17 protein-coding genes are annotated in these 22,309 nt (G+C 39.5%); 11 read left to right on the top strand and 6 right to left on the bottom strand.

Going from position 1 to position 22,309, the window contains the following annotated elements; all coding sequences use genetic code 11:
- Positions 1 to 15: 15 nt before the first annotated feature.
- Together ACE3G9_RS00870 and ACE3G9_RS00865 are read right to left on the bottom strand one after the other, a co-directional pair.
- The gene (locus ACE3G9_RS00870; RefSeq protein ID WP_449218187.1) at positions 16 to 2,811 is read right to left on the bottom strand and encodes a molybdopterin-dependent oxidoreductase; all 2,796 of its coding nucleotides are present in this window, start codon (positions 2,809 to 2,811) and stop codon (positions 16 to 18) included.
- A 454-nt stretch (positions 2,812 to 3,265) separates the two neighbouring features.
- A complete protein-coding gene (locus tag ACE3G9_RS00865; protein WP_449218186.1) occupies positions 3,266 to 3,664 on the bottom strand; it encodes a YgiW/YdeI family stress tolerance OB fold protein in 399 nt (132 codons plus the stop codon).
- A gap of 249 nt (positions 3,665 to 3,913) precedes the next feature.
- Between ACE3G9_RS00865 and ACE3G9_RS00860 the strand changes: the two genes are divergently transcribed.
- From ACE3G9_RS00860 to ACE3G9_RS00845, 4 genes are all read left to right on the top strand, one after another.
- On the top strand, positions 3,914 to 4,789 hold the full coding sequence (locus ACE3G9_RS00860) for a pirin family protein (RefSeq protein ID WP_449218185.1): 876 nt from the start codon (positions 3,914 to 3,916) through the stop codon (positions 4,787 to 4,789).
- A 570-nt stretch (positions 4,790 to 5,359) separates the two neighbouring features.
- Positions 5,360 to 7,294, top strand: a complete 1,935-nt coding sequence (locus ACE3G9_RS00855) for a PTS mannitol transporter subunit IICBA (protein ID WP_449218184.1) — start codon at positions 5,360 to 5,362, stop codon at positions 7,292 to 7,294.
- Positions 7,295 to 7,383: 89 nt separating this feature from the next.
- Positions 7,384 to 8,532 (top strand): mannitol-1-phosphate 5-dehydrogenase, encoded by a 1,149-nt coding sequence (locus ACE3G9_RS00850; RefSeq protein ID WP_449218183.1) that lies wholly within the window; start codon positions 7,384 to 7,386, stop codon positions 8,530 to 8,532.
- Positions 8,533 to 8,581: 49 nt separating this feature from the next.
- Positions 8,582 to 9,112: an MltR family transcriptional regulator gene (locus ACE3G9_RS00845; RefSeq protein WP_449218182.1), complete on the top strand. Its 531-nt coding sequence runs from the start codon at positions 8,582 to 8,584 to the stop codon at positions 9,110 to 9,112.
- A 109-nt stretch (positions 9,113 to 9,221) separates the two neighbouring features.
- Here the strand turns inward: ACE3G9_RS00845 and ACE3G9_RS00840 are convergent, their stop codons facing one another.
- A complete protein-coding gene (locus ACE3G9_RS00840; RefSeq protein WP_449218181.1) occupies positions 9,222 to 9,998 on the bottom strand; it encodes an ABC transporter substrate-binding protein in 777 nt (258 codons plus the stop codon).
- A gap of 14 nt (positions 9,999 to 10,012) precedes the next feature.
- Complete coding sequence (gene hisC, locus ACE3G9_RS00835; protein WP_449218180.1) at positions 10,013 to 11,134, bottom strand: histidinol-phosphate transaminase; 1,122 nt, start codon at positions 11,132 to 11,134, stop codon at positions 10,013 to 10,015.
- Between the two features lie 225 nt (positions 11,135 to 11,359).
- Here hisC and ACE3G9_RS00830 point away from each other — a divergent pair, with 225 nt between their 5' ends.
- Positions 11,360 to 12,259: a LysR family transcriptional regulator gene (locus ACE3G9_RS00830; RefSeq protein WP_449218179.1), complete on the top strand. Its 900-nt coding sequence runs from the start codon at positions 11,360 to 11,362 to the stop codon at positions 12,257 to 12,259.
- Between the two features lies 1 nt (position 12,260).
- On the opposite strand, the gene ACE3G9_RS00825 is transcribed toward ACE3G9_RS00830, so the two are convergent.
- Positions 12,261 to 13,025, bottom strand: a complete 765-nt coding sequence (locus tag ACE3G9_RS00825; RefSeq protein WP_449218178.1) for a hypothetical protein — start codon at positions 13,023 to 13,025, stop codon at positions 12,261 to 12,263.
- Positions 13,026 to 13,570: 545 nt separating this feature from the next.
- On the opposite strand from ACE3G9_RS00825, the gene ACE3G9_RS00820 reads away from it, so the two are divergent.
- Both ACE3G9_RS00820 and ACE3G9_RS00815 read left to right on the top strand, forming a co-directional pair.
- On the top strand, positions 13,571 to 15,070 hold the full coding sequence (locus ACE3G9_RS00820) for an EAL domain-containing protein (RefSeq protein ID WP_449218177.1): 1,500 nt from the start codon (positions 13,571 to 13,573) through the stop codon (positions 15,068 to 15,070).
- Positions 15,071 to 15,176: 106 nt separating this feature from the next.
- Positions 15,177 to 15,959, top strand: coding sequence for a TSUP family transporter (locus ACE3G9_RS00815; RefSeq protein WP_417880477.1), 783 nt, complete (start codon positions 15,177 to 15,179; stop codon positions 15,957 to 15,959).
- On the opposite strand, the gene ACE3G9_RS00810 is transcribed toward ACE3G9_RS00815, so the two are convergent.
- Positions 15,910 to 16,755, bottom strand: coding sequence for a LysR family transcriptional regulator (locus ACE3G9_RS00810; RefSeq protein WP_449218176.1), 846 nt, complete (start codon positions 16,753 to 16,755; stop codon positions 15,910 to 15,912). The genes ACE3G9_RS00815 and ACE3G9_RS00810 overlap by 50 nt on opposite strands.
- Positions 16,756 to 17,840: 1,085 nt before the next feature.
- On the opposite strand from ACE3G9_RS00810, the gene ACE3G9_RS00805 reads away from it, so the two are divergent.
- Genes ACE3G9_RS00805 through ACE3G9_RS00790 form a run of 4 tightly spaced genes read left to right on the top strand, consistent with a single transcriptional unit; the run spans position 17,841 to position 22,307 of the window.
- Positions 17,841 to 18,815 carry a substrate-binding domain-containing protein gene (locus ACE3G9_RS00805; RefSeq protein ID WP_449218175.1) on the top strand — a complete coding sequence of 325 codons (975 nt, stop codon included), beginning with the start codon at positions 17,841 to 17,843 and terminating at the stop codon, positions 18,813 to 18,815.
- A gap of 60 nt (positions 18,816 to 18,875) precedes the next feature.
- A complete protein-coding gene (locus ACE3G9_RS00800) occupies positions 18,876 to 20,369 on the top strand; it encodes a sugar ABC transporter ATP-binding protein (RefSeq protein WP_449218174.1) in 1,494 nt (497 codons plus the stop codon).
- On the top strand, positions 20,362 to 21,357 hold the full coding sequence (locus tag ACE3G9_RS00795) for an ABC transporter permease (RefSeq protein WP_449218173.1): 996 nt from the start codon (positions 20,362 to 20,364) through the stop codon (positions 21,355 to 21,357). Before ACE3G9_RS00800 ends, ACE3G9_RS00795 begins: the two co-directional genes overlap by 8 nt.
- Positions 21,357 to 22,307: an ABC transporter permease gene (locus tag ACE3G9_RS00790; RefSeq protein ID WP_417880488.1), complete on the top strand. Its 951-nt coding sequence runs from the start codon at positions 21,357 to 21,359 to the stop codon at positions 22,305 to 22,307. The genes ACE3G9_RS00795 and ACE3G9_RS00790 overlap by 1 nt, the downstream gene beginning before the upstream one ends.
- Positions 22,308 to 22,309 lie beyond the last annotated feature (2 nt).

Here is a 22,309-nt window from a genome sequence, read left to right as displayed (position 1 = left end):
GTGTCATTCTAAGGGTTATTGGGTTATCGAAACCACATCAATCGATTGAGATAAGTAGCCTTTGACTTCTGGAAGACAAGAGCCGCAATTTTTGCCACAACTTAATATGTTTTGCAGTTCTCTTAACCCCATATTCGGTGCTTGCTCAAGCTGATCGAGAATGTCTTGCTCAGTCACTCGAAAACAGCTGCACACCAATTTACTCACTTGTCCGCCTTTGGCGCTGAGTACAGATAACAAGCCACCTAGATTAAATTTTTCGCGAATAAAAGGTTGCAAGGATACGGCTTGCAGTTCGATCGGCTGGCTTGAAATCATCACTATTCCAATCACCGTTTTAGACACTAAAATCACAACTAGCCATGAATCTTGTTGGTCTAACACCAAGTACTGACTATTGGGATATTGTTGTTGAACTAAGCGTTGAATGTCCGACTTAGTGATCGCGTGAGTATCAGCAAATCGCCATACCCCTCGTTGATACAAGGTATTAGAACGCGTTTGATTAAAGTCTACATGTTGCAAACTTTTATAAGGCCAATGGGTTTGCGATTGCTCATCATCACTCAAATCCAACCCAATTGATAAACCATAATGACTGACTGGCAAGGCAGTAATATTCACCCGTTGCGATTTAAACGCTGGCTGTCCTGAATGCGGATCGGCGAGGCTTGCTAAACTAGCATTAACTTGGCTTTGCCCTCCAAACTTTCCTGCCCAATGCATCGACATGAAGGCTTGAGATTGGGTTAACCCTGCATCAACCGCTAAACGAGCGATTAAGCTATTTTTATTAAGAACTGTCTTATTAATATCCGCTTCATTGCTATTCGTTGCATTGCTATTCGTTACATTGTTAGCAGAACGGTTGGGGTTTTGGATTCGAACCAGTGTTCCCGTTTGCAATTGAGCTTGCTCTGCGGCAATCGGATTGAGATAAAGCGTCGGCTCCACTTCACTGGCAGCCAGATGACTGATGTGTCCGGTACGAGTCATGGTATGCCATTGGTCTCGTTGGCGACCACTATTCATCCACCAAGTATTTTCACTGTGATGAGCGATGTTGACCTCATCAGCAAGCACCAAGTTCGCTTTGCCATTGGCCGTTGGGAAAGACAATGCTTGAGTCTGATTGGCTGGGCTTTGCTTATCTTGCAATACAGGCTGACCATTTAAAGGCCAAGCTTGCGGTTGCCAATTGGCATATTCTTCATCACTCAGTTGGCTCAAGCTGGATAAATCGAATTTAAAAGGGCTGTCTCGGTTGATACCAGACAATGCCGCATATTCCCGAAACACATCCGCCGCAGATTCAAACTCAAAGCCCGATGTCACGCTATGCTTTTCGAAAACACCAAGCTTTTGGCATAAAGCTTTACCCACTTCGGCTAGCATCCACCAATCAGGTTTTGCCTCTCCCGGCGGTGTGGCAAATAGTCGTTGTCTGGTTAAGCAACGCTCTGAGTTGGTGACCATGCCTTGTTTTTCTCCCCAACCGGCCGCGGGTAAAAGCACATCGGCAAATTGAGCAGTGTCGGTATGAGAGGTAATATCGGATACCACGACATAATCACATCCTTTTAAAGCACGTCTGACTTGCTCAGAGTTCGGCATAGAAACGGCAGGATTCGTTGCAATGATCCACAAAAATTTGATCTCACCTTGCTCAACCGCGTTAAACAAATCAATAGCTTTTAAGCCGGGAGCGGTCGCAATATTCGGTGCTTGCCAAAATTGTTCAACCTGCTGAATCGATTCCTGATCAAAACCACGGTGTACAGCCAATTGATTAGCAAGTCCACCGACTTCACGCCCCCCCATCGCATTAGGTTGCCCCGTAATTGAAAATGGCCCACTGCCTTGCGTGCCAATTTTCCCCGTCACTAAATGCGCATTAATGATGCAGTTGGCTTTGTCAGTACCTGATTCTGATTGATTGACCCCTTGGCAAAAAAGCGTCATTGCGGTCGGTGATTGCGAAAACCATTGATAGAAGGTTTTAACGAATACCGGATCGAGTTTCAGTTGTTGGCTAATCGCATCAATCGAATGACTTTGTTCAGATAAGGAAGCTTTAAGTTCGTCAAATCCATTCACATATTGTTCGATAAATGATTCTTGAGTTGCACCATGTTGAATAAGGTAATGCAATAACCCATTAAATAACGGCACATCTCCGTCATTTTCAATTTGTAAGTGTAAGTCGGCTTGCTCTGCGGTAATGGTTTTACGGGGATCGATCACCACTAGTTTCACATTTGGATTGGCTTCTCTGGCTTGTTGAATTCGACGAAATAAAATCGGATGTGTCCAGGCAGTATTGGCCCCAACAATCACAATGAGATCAGTATGATCAAGATCTTCATAACTGACAGGCACGATATCTTCCCCAAAAGCGCGAACGTGAGCGGCCACCGCTGAAGACATGCATAAACGTGAGTTGGTATCGATATTGGCACTACCAACAAAGCCTTTCATCAGCTTATTGGCAACATAGTAGTCTTCGGTTAATAGCTGACCGGAGACATACATGCCGACGGCTTGAGGGCCATATTTTTCGATGGTGCGGTGCAATTTGTCTGCAATGTTCTCAATCGCATTTGACCACTCGATCTGCTCATCGTTTATTCTTGGATAGAGTAAGCGAGATGGCATGTCCAAACTTTCTGCCAATGCCGAGCCTTTAACACACAAAGCGCCTTTATTAGCTGGGTGTGCTTGATCGCCTACAATCTGGTTTTTATGATTGATTTCTACGCCACACCCCACGCCACAATACGGACAAGCTGATTTAATGCATTCCTTTGCCATACTTTTCTTTACCATAATAGGCCCTCTCGGTCAGAACCCCTGAAATAATTCGGATACAAAACGAAAAACGCCTCTTAGATCGTCATCACCAAAGTGAATCCAAATCTAAGAGGCGTCTTTGCCTGTTGCGAATCAGGTTTTCTGAATATCAAATGTTATTCATTGATTATAAATAAGCGAATTTCATGCCAAATCACAAGGCAACTATAAACAATTGTTTTAAATGGTAAAAATAATTAATTTACCGATCTTATTTTGATTCGTGCACCATTACTGTTCATTAAAAGTAAAAAATACCCCAAAGAAGGTAGCTTCAATGGGGTATCGGTTGTTCTTAATGATGAACTATTATGCTCATTCATAAAGGCATTATGTTGAACATACAACCTTGACACAATGTCACTTGAACTCGCTCCATTCTCACTTTGAGCTTTACGTTACATCAAGCAAAAGCTTATTGAACCACTTCCAATGAATCCGCATCAATAGACGTATTATTCCAATCTTTTTCCACTTCACCGCGTATAATGATGGTATTTTCTGGTGTCACAGTACGGCCAAACCAAAGATCATCATCGATCTCCACCGAAATCTCACCGGTTGCATCTTGGAACATGTAATCTTCATCACCTAAAGACATGGTTAAATTACCGGTTAGCTCAACCTTAGTATCATCACTCGCATTTAAAGCGCTGATTACATCTCGAATAATACGTTTTGATTTAGTTGGCCCCTGAAAGCCGCCTTTACTTTGCTGGGCAACAGGTGCTCCATCTGCCGTCACAAGATGATTTTCTGCTAATACTGGTGCTGTGGCAAAACTCAATGCACATACTAATAATAATTTTTTCATCAAAATCCCCTTACTAAAACTGGTTAAAGTGCTTTTCGCCCTTTCAATGACATCATCTTGCATCAACAAACGTGAAGGAAATGTGAAAACTCTTACACAATTCTGATCAGCACACCGCAACTAAAAAGTAACACTCCCCCACTCTTATTCAACTTTTTCGAACAAGTTGATGCATTTCTTATACTCAACCGCTGACCACTTCTGCACTAAAATTAACTCATTCATTATTCATTAAGCCCTTAGGTCGTTATGTCTCAAACTCAATCTCGTGAAGTTCGCTTAGTTATGCAATCTCAACCTACCTCCGATGGAGATGGGGTGAAAATCCAACGAGTTGCAGGCTTTAATAACAAGCACTTTTCGCCATTTCTAATGATGGATGAATTAAAAGCTGACGATCAAAAAGACTATGTAGGTGGATTCCCTCCTCATCCTCACCGTGGTATTGAAACATTGACTTATATGATAAATGGGCATTTTCAGCACAAAGATCATATGGGTAATGTCGGTGAATTGCGCAGCGGTGGTGCTCAATGGATGGCAGCAGGACAAGGTGTAATCCACAGTGAAATGCCAATTATGGAAGAAGGTCAATTGCATGGTTTTCAAATTTGGATAAATCAGCCGGCTCGCGACAAAATGCAACCAGCGAAGTACTTTGACTTTCAGCCGGAAACAATCACTGAGAAGCGATTTTCTGAAGGCAACTTACTGCGCCTATTAACGGGAGATTTAACAATAAATAATGAAGCACTCAAAGGCCCACTGACAGATACCGGTGTACCGGCTAGCGTTGCTGACTGGAAAGCTAAAGAAAACAGTGAAATATCATTAACGATTCCGAGCCAACATAATGCCATGATCTATGTGTATAAAGGCGCAGTAACCGTTTCGGGTAAAGCATTAAAACAATCAGACTTTGCGATACTGTCGGCTTCGAGTGAGCAAGGTGAAGGGCTAGATGAAATAAGGTTGTGCGCCAATAGCGATAGCGGTTTGCTGATTTTTACCGGTGAACCAATCAATGAACCTGTCGTGCACTACGGCCCATTTGTTATGAATACAATGAATGAAATAAACCAAGCGATCAATGATTACCAATCCGGCAAGTTTCATCAATATTAATGAGTCATTTCACGCTCATATAGATTGTGCTTCTGATTCGCATCAGCCCGTAAGGGATATAATAAGCCACTCCCTGCTTTCCCCTTATAGCAGGGATTTTTTTGTCTTAAATAAATCGATAAACACTAGATTTTCACACTAAATGTTGTGTCACTAAATTACAGGCAACTGAGGCATTCATAGCACGAATTATTTCATACATTGAATTAATTAAGCATGTGTGACAAAGATCACTATTAATATTGGACTTAGTCATAATAAGTTAAATTTAGTGATGTTGATCACAATAAATATCACCACCAGACACCACAAAAACGTGATCTATATCACGCCATGTTTTATTAAAAATGCTTGCTTTGTATTTTGTAATAAAATTACAATCAAATTTTGCTATGCAGATCGCATAAAAATTAAAAAAACGACACCTAATAGAGATACTGATCACAAAAAAAGCGTTATCAGTTCATTAATTAATTTGTGTGGTAAATTGATTATGTACTAACAATCAATGCGGTTTTCGCGAACCGTTTACAACAACAAAATAATTAAGAACATCAAACGGGAGTCGTTATGATATCACCTGATGCTAAGATCAAGATACAAAATTTTGGTCGTTTCCTCTCTAACATGGTTATGCCCAACATAGGTGCGTTCATCGCATGGGGCTTTATTACTGCCTTATTTATTCCAACTGGCTGGTTTCCAAACGAGACCTTAGCTTCTATGGTTGGCCCGATGATTACTTACCTGCTTCCCTTATTGATAGGTTATACCGGTGGTAAGCTTGTCGGTGGTGAGCGTGGCGCAGTAGTCGGTGCCATCACAACAATGGGTGTCATCGTTGGAACCGATATTCCAATGTTTATGGGAGCAATGATTGTTGGTCCGATGGGCGGCTGGGCAATTAAAACCTTTGATAAACGCGTAGAAGGTAAAGTTAAAAGTGGCTTTGAAATGTTGGTTAACAACTTCTCAGCCGGCATTATTGGTATGGTTTGCGCAATCATTGCCTTCATGTTGATTGGTCCTTTTGTAAAAGTGCTATCAAGCGTTTTAGCTTCAGGCGTTCACTTTTTAGTTAATGCTCACCTACTTCCCCTTACTTCTGTTTTTGTTGAACCTGCAAAAATCTTATTCTTAAATAATGCCATCAACCACGGTATTTTCTCACCACTAGGTATTCAACAAGCATCCGAAACAGGTCAATCTATTTTCTTCCTAATTGAATCTAACCCAGGTCCTGGTTTAGGCATTCTTTTAGCTTACATGTTCTTCGGCAAAGGTACGGCAAAACAAACAGCTGGCGGCGCCTCTATCATCCACTTCTTTGGCGGTATCCATGAGATTTATTTCCCATATATCTTGATGAATCCACGTCTAATTTTAGCCGCTATTGCCGGTGGTATGACGGGGGTATTTGTTCTGACTATCTTTGATGCGGGTATTGTATCTCCTGCTTCTCCTGGCTCAATTTTCGCCATTCTATTAATGGCACCTAAGAGCTCAATGGTTGGTGTATTGTGCTCTATCTTCTCAGCGACAGCGGTCTCATTTATTGTGGCAACACTGCTAATGAAATCACAACGAGAAACAGAAGAAGATGGTGATGAATCAGCTCTTGAAAAAGCCACGGCTGATATGAAGAACATGAAAGCTTCATCAAAAGGTCAAAGCACGACGGCAATCCAAAATGACCAAATTAATATGGCGGATGTTAATAAGATTATTGTCGCTTGTGATGCTGGAATGGGCTCAAGTGCAATGGGTGCAGGATTGCTTCGTAAGAAAGTTCAAGAAGCAGGTCTAAATATTGACGTTACGAACATGGCTATCAATAGTTTACCTGAAGGTGTTGATATCGTTATCACTCATAGAGATCTAACTGACCGTGCTCGTAAACAAGTCCCTAATGCTTACCATATTTCATTAACTAACTTCTTAGATAGTGAAACATATAATCAATTAGTGTCAGCTTTATTAGCTGAACAGCAAACCAATAATACTAATAATGTTCCAACGGAAAACATTGCGAATGCAGTAGAAGATCAAGTGGAAAATGAGCCCACTTCTGTATTCAATATTGAGGCTAAAAACGTTCATTTAGGTTTGTCAGCTAGCACAAAAGAAGAAGCCATTCGCTATGCTGGTAATCAACTTGTTGAACTTGGTTATGCCGAACCTGAATATGTTGATGCCATGTTTGAACGTGAAAAAATGGTTCCGACTTATCTCGGCGAATCCATAGCGGTTCCACATGGTACTGTTGAAGCTAAAGACCGTGTCATTAAAACTGGTATTATCATTTGCCAATACCCTGAAGGTATTCAATTTGGTGAGGATGAAGATGATATTGCCAAGCTTGTCATTGGTATTGCGGCTAAGAATGATGAACATATTCAAGTTATTACTGCCATTACCAACGCATTAGATGATCCTGATGCCATTGAAAGATTAACAACGACATCGAATGTCGAAGAAGTATTGGAAATCTTACAAGGTAATTAAGTGGCATAACTCTATATGATTTGAGGTCAGCGTGTCCCTATTAACCTGACCTCATCCTAACAAGCGTTATTTTATCGTAGGAATTTATTATGAAAAATGCAGTTCACTTTGGTGCTGGTAATATCGGTCGAGGCTTTATTGGTAAATTACTTGCAGATGCAGGTATACAAGTTACCTTTGCGGATGTTAATGCCCCACTAATTGAGCAAATCAGTCAAAAGAAAGAATATAAAGTTAAGGTCGTTGGTTCTAAATGCCAAGTTGACACAGTCACGAATGTGACAGCTGTTAATTCTGCTAGCGATGATATAATTGATCGCATTATCCATACAGATCTTGTGACCACAGCTGTGGGTCCTAACGTTTTAGATATTATTGCAAAAACTATTGCCACTGGCATCACTAAGCGTTTAGAAACTGGCAACAAAAACCCTCTAAATATTATTGCTTGTGAAAACATGGTTAGAGGAACAACACACCTAAAAGATGAGGTATATAAATATTTATCTCCTGATCTTCAAGATGAAGTTGAAAGATTAATTGGTTTTGTTGACTCTGCTGTGGATCGTATTGTTCCACCAGCAGAAGCCGACAATGATGATCCACTAGAAGTCACAGTAGAAAGCTTCAGCGAATGGATTGTCGATGAAACCCAATTTAAAGGTGAAATTCCTGATATCGCAGGAATGGAAAAAACCAATAACCTAATGGCTTTTGTGGAACGTAAACTATTCACACTCAATACTGGACATTGTATCACTGCGTATTTAGGTTGCTTAAAAGGCCATCGTACGATTCGTGAAGCCATTGAAGATCCTGAGATTTACTTTGATGTAAAACAAGCGATGCACGAAAGTGGCGAAGTATTAATTCAGCGCTACCAATTTGATCGTGAAACGCATGGAGCTTACATCCAAAAAATATTAGACCGTTTTGCTAACCCTTACTTGGTTGATGAAGTTGATCGAGTTGGCCGACAACCTATTCGTAAATTAAGCGCCAATGATCGCTTAATAAAGCCTCTACTTGGCACCATCGAATATGGAACAGAAAACACAACTTTATTGAAAGGAGTTGCAGCAGCTTGTAAATATCGTAATGATAACGACCCTCAAGCAATTGAATTACAAAAATCAATCAAAGATCAAGGAATTAAAAAAACATTAGCACATTATACCGGACTTAATGAAAACAGTATCGAAGTACAAAAAATCGAAAGTCTTTACTTGCAACTTTAATTCTAATCATCACGGGGGCTTTCCGGCCCCTCCTAACTTAGATAGTCTAATGAGCGAAAAATTAAACGAAACAGAGATCTTGGAACGATTAAACCAAGCACCCACGGTAAGAGGTTTTTTTATCCAAACCGTAGAGATACTTGATAAGTCTATTGATGCTCTCATTAAACGTATTTTTCGTAAGGATAACTTTGCTGTGCAATCCGTTGTCGGACCTTTATTGCAAGATTCTGGTCCTCTCGGCGATCTAGCGGTTCGCTTAAAACTATTGTTTGGATTAGGCGTATTACCTGATGCAATCTATCACGATATTGAAAACCTCATTATTCTACGTAATAAACTCAATAATGATGGCTCCGAATATGAATTTACCGACCCGTTCATCATAAGCAGTATTAAGTCACTTAATCTCATAGAAAAAATGACAATGGTTCCGTTGAATATTACCGAACCCGATGGTGATATCGACCTAAACTTTTACCGGATGCAACTTCAACGTCAGCAACAAGTGATCAAGTCTGGTCTATCACTGGCTATTGTTGATATTTGTGGTGAACTTCAAAAAGATAGTCCGTTCTAAACCAATTCCAACAAGCTTCATTAATACAAAAAACGATGACTATAGAAGCATCGTTTTTTGTTTATACCAATCACACTAATGAGGTAGATTTGAGAATTAATCCTTGGGGCTAGTCACCATAAATATCAAAGTTAAAGTACTGAGCGGCAATCTTATCGTAGGTGCCATTGGCGCGGATTTCTGCAATCGCTTTATTAAACGCCTCTGCTAATTGCTTATCTTGCTTACGTAATGCTAAAGCCGTGCCCTCGCCTACATATGCTTTATCTGTTACTGGCTCTCCGGCTAATTCAAACCCTTTACCAAGTGGCTTATCAAGAAAGGCTAATTGCAGCTGATCAGCATTACTAAAGGCGACATCTAAACGGCCACTATCCAAATCAAGATACACTTCATCTTGCCCTTTATAGCGTTTGATATTCGCCACATCTCCAAACTTCTCGGTGACGTAGTTATCATGAATGGTGCCTAGTTGAACACCGATATTTTTACCGGTTAAGCCTGCTTTATCCATGTTGTAGCCCGCATCGCTTTTAGCTACAAAACGAGCTGGCGTTTGATAGTACTTGTTGGTAAACAAAACACGCTTTTTACGTTCTTCGGTAATGCGCATTGACGCCATGATCACATCAGCTTTTCTAGCAAGTAACGCAGGAATTAAGCCATCCCAATCTTGAGAAATCCAAACACATTTAAAATTGGCTTCTTTACACAGAGCTTCAGCAATTTCAATATCAAACCCGGTTGGCTCGCCATCTTCATTTTTATAATTAAAAGGTGGGTAGGTAAAATCCGAAGCAAGACGCACTACTTTTTTATCCGCAGCATGAACCGTTCCGACTATCATTGCGCAGCATACCGCCGCAAGCGTGATTAATTTTTTCATCATAAATCCTTTTATTATTTATATTCTTTTAGCACTTGTAGTGTTTTCTTCATACTGCTGGCAGAGCCAATTGAAATTCTAACGCATCCTTTCACCGTCGACTCATTAGCAGGGCTACGAGCCACAATCCCCTTATTAAGCAGGTATTCGTAAAAGTTATTGCTGCCTTTAAAGCGAATGAGAACAAAATTGGTACACGATGGGTAGACTTTATCCACGATTGATAGTTGATTCACTTCATGGCTAAACCAATCTCGTATTTCGATTAAATGATCGGTTTGTGCTTGCATCTGCATTAAACCAGCGGAATCTAGCGCTTTTAATGCAATCTCGGCACTTGGGTCGGCAATTGGATATGGCGCAATTAAACGAGCGACGTAACTCATCACGCTTTGATCGGCAATTAAAAACCCCACGCGAATTGCCGCTAAACCAAATGCTTTTGATAAGGTACGAATCACGATTAAATGCGGATATTGTTCCATTAAATGCAACACACTAGTCTGTGGTGCAAATTCAATATAAGCCTCATCGACTACAACTAGCGATTGATTTTTAGTACGTTCAAGTAAAGTGAATAAGTCTTGCTGGTGTAGCGCATTACCCGTTGGGTTATTCGGGGAACATAAAAATACAATACTAGTACTTTCAAGCTCAGCTTCAATTTTAGGTAGGTTAAGTTGAAACTCAGACGTCAATGGCACGACTGCCGTTTTCACGCCCATTGAATCGGCACAAAACTCATACATACCATAAGTTGGCGGACAAACTAGAATTTGATCATTACCCGGCTGACAAAAAGTACGTACTAATAAATCAATCGCTTCATCTGCGCCTCGCACCGCCATGATCTCAACGTTATCACTGAGTTCGTTCTCACTATTTAAGTGAAATTGTTCACAATAACCACGGTAAGCTGTTGCGATATCAAACGGTAAGAAATCTGGATAGCGATTATAATGGCTATTTACTCCCTGTTTCTCATCACCATACTGACAACATGTTTCTAATTCATTGGCATTCAGCCATAGATGCTCTTGTTTATTGGTCATGCCACGCGCAATACGTCTAGCCGATTGATAAGGTATGAGTTTTTTTACCGACTCTGGAACTAACTTATCTACTAATGATGTCATACGCTTCTCTCGCCATGCATAATAAAAACAAAAACCACACTCAATTTAATTTTTAATTCTAATTTTTAGCATAAATAATCATTTTGAGTTCAGTATTGATTTTATACAAACAGAGCTTGCAATAAGAAGCGAAAAGTAAGCATACTAGCAATGAGAAAAAATCATACCTAATATCATTACTTGAGAGTGTTTGATTTTATTACGATTGATGAACAAGGTACGCTCATGTCCATTCGACTCCCTTCGACTAAAGCACTATACGCATTTGTGGTAACCGCTGAAGAACTCAACTTCACCGCTGCAGCAAATCGGCTTAACCTCACTCAAGGTGCGGTTAGTCGACAAATCTTATCATTAGAGCAGCAACTAGATGTCATCTTGTTTCATCGACACGCACGAGGTTTATCACTCACGCCCAAAGGTGCAGAATTTCTGCCTTTGGTTGAACATACACTTAATCACCTGCAGCGTTCCATCGAACACATCGCTCATGACAAACGTAAAATAAAGCTCAAAGTTCCAAGTTGCATAACTTCATGGTTACTCCCCAAACTAATGAACTTTCAACAGCAAAATCCTGAGATTGATGTTGAGCTCACCTCAACCATTAAACACAGTGTCAACTTTACCAGTGAGCCTTTTGATGCAGCAATTGGTTATGGCGATCTCGATACCTTTAGTCAACAAGATCAACAATTACAGTACCATTTATTATTTGAAGAAATTCTAACTCCAGTTTGCGCTCCTACTTTGTTAGATAAGCCCCAATCACTACAAGCAAACAGACTAGAACAACAAACATGGCTGCACGCCACACCAGAAAAATCAGATTGGAAGTTATGGTTAAAAGCGTGGGCCACCGAGCAAAACCAACCAGAGTGGGCATCATTGAAAGGAAAAAAGAATCAACATTTTGCCACATTAGATCTATCGGTTAATGCCGCAATACAAGGTTTTGGAATGGCGATTGGTGATACCATACTAGCCCAAGCAGACATAGAGCTAGGTAGGCTTGTCTCTCCATATCAGCTCAAAGTTCGCTCAGGAAAAGGCTATTACTTTATCCGCCCGAAATCACAAATCAATAATAATATCGAACGTTTAATGGATGAGTTATTAAAATAAATTAACGTCTAAAAAATAAAGTGGGGATCACCAAAATGCCCCACCAGCCCATCGAAAGCAAAGCGATCGCTAAGATAAAGCCTGAAACATTGACCGAAAAATTGAAAGTGGCGAGCATCCATTGCTGATGAAATAAATTGAAGTAAAAAGACATCGTCCACAATACGACGACAACCACAAAAACAAGCACCGAACCTTTCAATGCATGATTAAAATCTCCCCGGCTAGGAATGCAGTGGAAGCAAATTAAGCAAGCAAGTAGTAGCGTTAATGCATGTTGATGAGAAGATAACGCACTATTAATAAACGTTTCTATTACATAACCACAATAGTGCAAAACGGCGGCCGAAACAGTATACACATTCGCCACATCCACGTTCAAAACAAAAGGTCGAATGCTTGGCATGGCTAAACAATACTGCAATAACACAATCACTGAAAAGCCCGCCAATAACGGAGCGATTGCAATAAAAAATACACCTATTGATTGGTAAAGTGAACGTTGATTCCAGTTATGATCGACATAACCAAGCCGACCATCTTTTCCCATTTGAAACCAGCTTATCTTATGAATTTTATGTCCAAAGATTAATGCTATTATTGCATGTGAAGCTTCATGAATCGGTGTTCCCACCATGGCAGACAGGTAGAATAAACCTTTAGATAATGGGTTTTTGACCACTCTTGGCCCTAGCGACTTCATCAAAATTTGTTGTAAACCAATAACGAATATCACTACGGCCCAAAATACTGCTAGACCAATCATAACCTTTCACTTTCAAAATACTAAAGCGCCATTCTAACGTAGAACGATAATCAAGTAACCTTAGCGATAATAGTTACCAGGTTACTATGACTTATTGAAGTAAATCACTCGTCATCATCCACAAACACATGCCCTTCTAAAGAAGACCATTCACTTTTATGCTCTTTTATTTACATCGAATGACGGCGAACTTTTTGCAATACTTTCTCTAATTGACAGGCTTGTTAGTCATCTCCTCCTGCAAACACAGTGTAGATTTGAATTTGAGATATTCCATACGACTTGGTCTACCGTAACATCTTTCCACTCACTAAAATCAACTCTAATTCGCTTTCCACAAAAGTGTAGACTAAAGTTAAAAATGTGTTAATTACAATTAAAAACATCTTACATATTAAAATTTAATAAAGTCATCGCCATAAACCATGCTAATATTTTCTGACTTCATATTTAGTAGTATGATCTTCATCCCTAAAATATGAATTAATTCAATAAGTAAAATAACGTCTCAACCAGATTGGTTGTTATTAGGGTTACGATATTCAATGTCACATTCCGTGCTCAGCCCCAAGGCATTTAAAAAGCTAGCAGCAACTTTTCTCCTTCCATTCCCCATCATTGGATTAATTTTCTTTTTAATTGGAGAAAATCACTTAAAGCAAAAGCTGCACCGAATTTCTCATTCGTACGTCAATCAAATAACAGTGATCGCCGATGAGCTTCGAGATAAAAATTTACAAGCACTTTATAATGCAACCACTTGCCAACAAATCCAGAAAGACCTGTTATTTGAAGCGTTTTTAAGAGAAATGCTGATTGTAGAAGGCTCTAAAATAACCTGTTCTTCTAAAAGATCAGAATCGGACTGGTCAAAAATCAAGCATCAGCTACCCGCCGAAATGCTGGAAACGGGTGAATACTTAGTTGATTTTCCTTATAAAAATGGACCTGTCCGTAGCTTAATAATCGTCGATAAAGGTAAAGATACCCCTTCGCGTTCAGCCATTTCGATTATCGATCAAAGTTATATCGATGTAAGACTGGGTTTAGGCAACGATGATCGTATTATGCATTCCATCATGACCGTTTCAGGCAAAACCTATCCTGCGAATAGCTATATTAAAGATAACCACTTTCTGACGACCGCTCGTTCAGATCATTTAAATATTCAAATCTCGATTCAACCAAGTAATAAACTCACAAATGAGCTTTATATAAATTGTGTATTATTCAGCATCCCAATCTCGTTATTCTTATCGATATTTTGGTGCCTGATCAGATACTGGTACCAAACCAAAGGTTCATTATCGGAAAAAATGAAAAAAGCGATTAAAGCAAACGAGTTTTATTTGGTATATCAACCCTTAGTGGATAGTTCCACCACTAGAATTCAAGGTATGGAAGCGTTGATCCGTTGGAACAACCCAAGAACTGGTTTTATTAGCCCGGATATTTTTATTCCAGTCGCAGAACAGCATGGCCTCATCAATAAAATCACTGACTTTGTATTCGAGCGTGCATTAGACGATTGGCAACAAAACACGGTCAATGGCTTACATATTGGTATTAATGTTCCCCCTAGCTATTTATCACAAAATTCATGCTTAGAAAAATTAGAAGCATACGCCAAGCGCTATCAATCTCAAGGTCTTAAACTCGGCATTGAAATTACGGAACGACAATTGCTTGATAAATCTGATAGAGCGGTACTGACCAATATTCAAAAGCTAGGAATTGATGTCTCTATCGATGATTTTGGTACCGGATACACCTCTTTATCTATCTTACAGGATACCGAGTTTAATTACCTAAAAATTGACCGCTGTTTTATTAATACCATCGGTATCAAGTCGGTAAATTCTCCGGTGTTAAATAGCATTATTAACCTTGCCGATAGTATGAATGTATTAATGGTTGCAGAAGGAGTAGAAACCAAAGAACAAGCCGATTACCTCAAATCCCGTGGCGTTCAACTACTACAAGGGTATTTTTTCTATAAGCCTATGTCCCAGGAAGACATGTCGGTACTACTAAAAAATGATTAATGAATTATAAGAATAGGTTGATTTCCTTCCTTTTACTAATCGATGCCAAAGTTCAGTGATATAGTCACAACACGAATTTGAACAGCATTAGGTACAAGGAAGGTAAATGGAACTGTCATTAGAGATCATGGCGTTACTCGTCGGTGTGGCGGCATTAGCTGGCTTTATTGACGCGATGGCAGGTGGTGGTGGTTTACTAACCTTACCAGCGTTATTGGCAGCAGGTATTCCTCCCGCTCAAGCATTAGCAACCAATAAGCTTCAAAGCTCGTTTGGCAGTTTTTCCGCCAGTCTATATTTTATCCGTAGCGGTACCGTAAAACTGAAAACGATGTGGCTGCCGATTGCTTGTACATTTATCGGCTCAGCGCTTGGCGCAGAAGCAGTACAAATAATTAAACCTGATTTATTAATGAGTATTATTCCCGTCGTGCTGATTGCTATCTCTGGTTACTTTCTATTTTCTCAATCCGTCACCCCACATCCAGATGATAAACCTAAACTTTCTGAAGCAGCATTTGCCTTAATCATCGGTACTAGTGTCGGTTTCTATGATGGGTTTTTAGGCCCTGGTACCGGCTCTATCTTTGCAGTATGTTTCGTGGCAATTGGTCGCTATAGCTTAGTCGCAGCGACTGCCCGCACCAAAATTCTTAACTTCACTTCGAATATTGCGGCTTTATCATTTTTTATTATGGCCGGATTACCTATTTGGGAATTAGGGTTAACCATGGCAGTGGGCAACTTTCTTGGTGCACGTTTAGGCGCCAAAGTAGTATTAGGCAATGGACAAAAAATTGTTCGCCCATTAGTGATCATTATGTCGATGACCATGGCGATTAAGCTTCTGTGGGAACAGCATCAGCAATGGCTACTATCAATGCTTTAACTCGTTCATTACGATAAGTATTGGGGCGGCAGCATAAATGTACTGGGCGAAATAGAGGTTTTAGCTCATCAAAACTAAAGCAATATTTCGCCTCAATTTTTAATGTTTTAACTATCGATAATGGTACCAAAGCTGGCGCGACACCACCGAGTGCAAGTTGCGCGGCTGCGGTGTAGGAATCCATCTCCATCAATGCCAAAATCCCGAGTTGGGATAACACATCAAATTGGTAGCGATTCGCAGGATTCGATAAATCATTAGTGATAATCTGTTGAGGCAAGGCTTTCAAGGGTTTCTGGCTTACTAACACAAATGGCTCATCACACAAGCGCACGACTTTAAGCCCGTGCTTGGTGGGAATTTCGCCGGCACAAAAGCCTATCGTCGCTTTCCCTGATTGCACCCGCTCAACAATTCGAGGAGTATGGTGCGTACTGATATGTATCGCCGAGTCTTGCTTAAAATATCTCCCCATCATGCTAGATAGATACCCCGCCACCAAGGTTTCTGAACAATCTAAATGAATGACTGTGTCATCATTTAAAGTATGTTGCTCATAAATACGGCCTTGCAGCTCATGAAAAGTTGGTTCGACACTGGCAATCAATTCTTTGGCCGCCGGCGTTAAACGCACATGTCGTCCATCCGGCACTATCAACTTTTTACCTAACTTCTTTTCCAGCAAAGCAATACGCTTACTGACCGCCGATTGACTAATATACAGTTGGCTACCGACACGACTCATGGTTTTTTCATGACTCAAGACCAGCAGAGTTTCAATGCCTTCAAGTAACATATTAAATTAATGCTTATTGGGAATAGGTAGGATGATAATAACCAAGCCGCTAACTCTAATCTACAATACCAACCTAAAACTGCTCAAAGGTTTTGATGTCTTTTGATATTGAAGACTCATCTGTAGTTTTGGAGTGATGAGTCTCTAGATAGAACCAAGAGCGTAATTTAGCCGTAATTCGCCATACATATGCCAGCAAAAATGCATAGACAGCAAATACAGCAAGGAAGCTATAAAACATTATTGATTCGGCAATATTAGTCACTTCACCATAATAGCCAAATCCTGCAAAAACTATGGCTAAACTGCAGATAAAGAGTAATGTTTGAACCGAAGAAAATCATAATCAGCTCAATACTGGCTTAGGTTCAAAATTAAGTTTCCAACATGATCTCTCAAAGCAGTACTATAACAGAAGCCGATTTACACCAAGTTACTTTAATAGCAATGTAGATCGTTTAAGAAATGCTTACTTGAAGTATTTAACTCTTTAATAGATCTAGCCCCCAATGTGAATAACTCAGCGGCGGGGGCTAATACTTATATTATTTATTTTAATTAATTCAAATAAATATACATTCTTATCCGTTATTTATCATCCAATTTAATCATTAAAATAATGTGATCTTCCGATCATTTTTCTGCAAATAGGTCAGCTTTCTAATAAGCTAACATGTAATTTCATAACAAAAAAAGTAAAGATTTATCACAGCAAAATTAAGCCAATTATTATCAAAACTAGGAGTTGATGGTCTATTTAGTGATCAAACTCATATAACCCTAGATTGATTAATGATAACCATCATTTTTATATTTAGCCGCACCTTTTTTTTACAGAAAAAAGCCACACTAAGCGCAAACATGTTAACAAAGTGTTAAATCAAAAAGTAAAAGGTTAAATATTCCGTAAAATTAATAACGAAAACCAACAAAGAAACACAAAATTAACATAAATTTAACGCATAGATAACATTATCGTGCGTCTATCACAGAATTAATGTTCGTTGTTATTTTATACTTGAAATACCCCCTAACATCTAGTTATCGATTCACCCCCTATATAATAAACAAAAGGATTGATAACTATGAAAAAGGGTTTTCTCAATACTGCTATAGCTGCCATTGCATTATGTACTACAAATGTTCAAGCAAAAGACTATGAAATAGTCAATGTCGTAAAAGTTTCTGGAATACCTTGGTTTAATCAAATGAACAAAGGTGTAGAAAAAGCGGCAAGTGACTTTAATGTCAATGCGAGACAATTAGGACCATCAACACCCGATCCAGCTCAACAAGTCAAAATAATAGAAGATTTAATCGCCAAAGGTGTCGATGCAATTACCGTCGTGCCGAATGATGTCACCGTACTCGAACCCGTTTTTAAAAAAGCTCGAGAAAAAGGGATCGTTGTTCTCACTCATGAATCGCCGGACAAACACGGTGCTGATTGGGATATAGAGACGATAGATAACAAAGCTTATGCTCACGCCACTATGGATGAATTGGCAAAGAATATGAATCAAGAAGGTGGCTATGCCATATACGTAGGTTCATTGACCGTTCCATTACATAATAACTGGGCTAATCTAGCCATCGATTACCAAAAACAAACTTATCCAAAAATGTTTGAAGTGACATCTCGTATGCCTGTGGCTGAAAGTATTGAAAAATCTTATGCCGCAACAAACGACCTTATGAAAGCACATTCAGATATGAAAGGAATCATTTCTTATGGTTCTTTAGGTGGTATTGGAGCGGGACAAGCCATTAAGAAAAAACGCGCAAAAGATAAAGTGAGTGTTGTCGGGATCATGATGCCAAGCCAAGCAGCTCCTTATTTAGCGACTGGTGATATTGATAAAGGTTTCTTATGGAACCCGGCAGATGCTGGCTACGCTATGGTGGCTATTGCAAAAACAATGCTTGAGGGAAAAGAAGTCTCTCAAGGTATGACAGTAGAAGGCTTAGGCCAAGCAGATGTCGATACAGAAAATCGCGTGGTCAAATTTAACCGTATTTTAGAAGTAGATAAGACGAATGCACGTACTTTAGGCTTTTAATTCTTTATCGCTGTTGGGCAGTGCATGTAATGGCTGCCCTTTCTTTTTTGGGAAATTTTCATGTCTAATATCCCCTTTATTACATTAAAACAAATTTCAAAACATTTTGGTTCCGTCAAAGCACTCTCAAATATAAATCTAACGTTTAACAAGGGTGAAGTTCATTGCTTAGCCGGAAAAAATGGGTGCGGAAAAAGCACATTATTTAAAGTGATTTCAGGTGTTCATGCTCCGGAAAAAGGGGCATCCATAGAATTAAATGGTCAAACCTATTCACGACTCACCCCACAGCAATCGATAGAGCATGGTATACAAGTCATTTATCAAGACTTATCACTGTTTCCAAACTTGACCGTTGCTGAAAACATCGCCATTCATGATCACATCCATTGGGCGAAAGGACTGGTCAATAAAAAGACAATGGAAAACATTGCTGTCACTGCCATGAATAAAGTCGGTGTGAGTTTACCCTTACATAAGAATGTTGAAGATTTATCTATTGCAGAATGTCAGCTTGTAGCCATTTGTCGAGCAATGGCATCTGACGCAAAACTTATGATCATGGATGAACCAACAGCTTCTTTGACTAGAACAGAAGTAAATCACCTCATCAAAGTCGTTGCCGATTTAAAATCTAAAGGTGTAACTATTGTATTTGTAAGTCATAAGTTAGATGAAGTTATGGAAATATCCGATAGGATCACCGTGATAAGAGATGGTGAAACTGTCGGTACTTATAATGTGGAAGATGTAGATAGTGACGAGCTGGCTTATTTGATGACAGGTCAACGCTTTACGTTTAATCCACTCCCAGCCAATACGGTGCATGGCGACATAAAATTAGAAGTAAAAAATCTCAATAAACATGCTCAATTTTATGATATTTCCTTCTCTGTACGTTCAGGCGAAATACTTTCTATTACTGGGCTTCTTGGATCAGGCAGAACCGAACTGTGCTTAGCTTTATTTGGAATGACTCAGCCTGACAGTGGTGAAATATACATTAACACTAAAAAAGTAACCTTTAATTCTAATCGCCAAGCAATTTCTCATGGGATTGGTTATGTATCAGAAGACCGAATGACAACCGGCCTCGTAATGGAACAACCTATTAATAACAATATTACTTCTGCGATATTAAAAAAACTAAAAAAAGCATCCGGGTTATTTAACCATGCTAAGGCGAAAGAATTAGTCAATAAACTTATCTCTTCCTTATCCATTAAAGTGTCCGATCCTAATTTACCCGTGACAAGTTTATCTGGTGGTAATGCACAACGCATCTCGATTGCAAAATGGATAGCGGTCAATCCAGATATATTGATCCTTGACTCTCCAACCGTTGGTGTAGACGTAGCCAACAAAGAAGCGATTTATAACATTGTGCAAGAATTAGCAAAACAAGGGATGGCTATTATTTTAATCAGCGATGAAATTCCAGAGGTTTACCATAATAGTCATCGTATTATTGTGATGAAAGAAGGTCGTTTTACACATGAATTTTTGCCTACTCATTCTTCTGAACAAGTAATAATGGAGGCAGTCAATGCTTAACTTATCTATTCGTTCACTCACAAAGCATCATGAATTTTATTTATTTTTCATCATTGCGATAATCGTCTTACTACTCGGTATTGTAACTGAAGACTTTTTAACTCTCGGTAATATTTTTGATATGACAACGAGTTCAGCACTACTCGGTATCATGGCATGTGGGTTGTTTGTCGTATTAATTTCAGGCGGTATTGATATTTCATTCCCAGCAACCGCTGCAATTGCACAATATGTGACAGCAACTTACCTATTGAATATAGGCGGTAACTTCATCATTGCATTCACCATCGCATCAGTTGTTGGTGCGCTACTTGGTTTGATCAACGCTCTACTCGTTTACCGCCTAAAAGTGCCCTCTATCATCATTACTATCTCAACATTAAATATATTCTTTGGTCTATTAATTTATGTCACAGATGGCAACTGGTTATACGGTTTTCCAGATTGGTTTATGAATGGCGTTGAATTACTCACTTTTACAGGCAGTGATGGTTATGATTATGGATTTTCACTCCCAATCTTAATGTTAATTGCAGTGATCACTATGACTTCATTTTTAATGAAAAAAACACGTCTAGGAAGACAAATTTATGCTGTCGGTGGTAACGCTGATGCTGCAAGTCGAATCGGGATTAGTTTATTAGGGATCAATTTATTTGCTTACGGCTATATGGGGGCATTAGCTGGTATTGCTTCCGTCGTTCAAACACAAATCACACAATCAGTTGCACCCAACGCTTTAATGGGGTTTGAACTGACAGTATTAGCAGCTGTTGTACTCGGTGGTGCCAGTATGACAGGAGGGAAAGGTACACTCCTTGGCGTTATTTTAGGGGTGATCCTTTTGGCGATTTTAAAAAATGGGTTAACCATCCTTGGCGTTCCTTCCTATTGGCATACTGTAGTGACTGGCTTAATTATTATTGTGAGTATCAGCATGACGGCAATCAATGAAAAGAAACAAGTCAATCAAGTAGGAGAATGCTAATGATTAATATCTTGAAGTCGCCTATCGATAAAAACATTCGTTATTTGTTGATCATTTTACTGGGCATAATTATTACCATGGGCAGTACCGTAGGTGCTTCTTTTTTCTCCATTGATAATTGGCAATCAATGGCTTCACAGATGCCTTTGCTTGGCTTGTTAGCGCTTGCTATGGCTGTTTGTATGCTCACTGGAGGAATTAACTTATCGATCATCGCTACGACGAATGCTTGTGGTTTGATCATGGCTAGCATTCTATCAACCCAGACAGATAGTGGAATGATACTTCTGCTCGCTTTACTGGTTGGCCTATTCGCTGCAGTTTTTATTGGGATAATCAATGGTGCTTTAATCGCGTATGTTGGGGTCTCCCCTATTTTAGCCACCTTAGGAACCATGACATTAATGAATGGTTTAAATGTATTAATCTCTGGCGGTAGTGTGATCTCAGGCTTCCCAGATTTTTTATTAATAATAGGTAATGGCACTATTTTCGGGATCCCAATTCCAATGGTTTTATTTATTACGCTTGCCATTGGTTTGTGGACCATACTCGAGCATACCAGTCTTGGTCGAATCATTTATTTGATGGGATCGAATGAAAAAGCCACTCGCTTTTCTGGTATAGATACACAAAAAGCTACAATTTATGTCTATATCCTTTCTTCCATACTTTGCTGGGTTGCTGCAATTTTGATGATGGCGAAATTCAATTCTGCCAAAGCAGGTTACGGAGAATCGTATCTTTTAATCGCTATTCTCGCTTCTGTATTAGGTGGAGTAAACCCGGATGGTGGTTTTGGCCGGATCATTGGTATTACTCTGGCACTCGTTGTTCTACAAACATTAGAAAGTGGTTTCAATCTACTCGGGATCAGCAGTTATCTCACTATGGCTCTATGGGGCGGTATTTTAATTTTATTTATTTTCTTACAAAAGAATAAAGCTTAAGG

The sequence above is a fragment of the Vibrio sp. E150_018 genome (assembly GCF_053544035.1).
The sequence above is the reverse complement of the archived record's forward strand: the minus strand, read 5'-3'. Positions and strand labels throughout refer to the sequence as shown.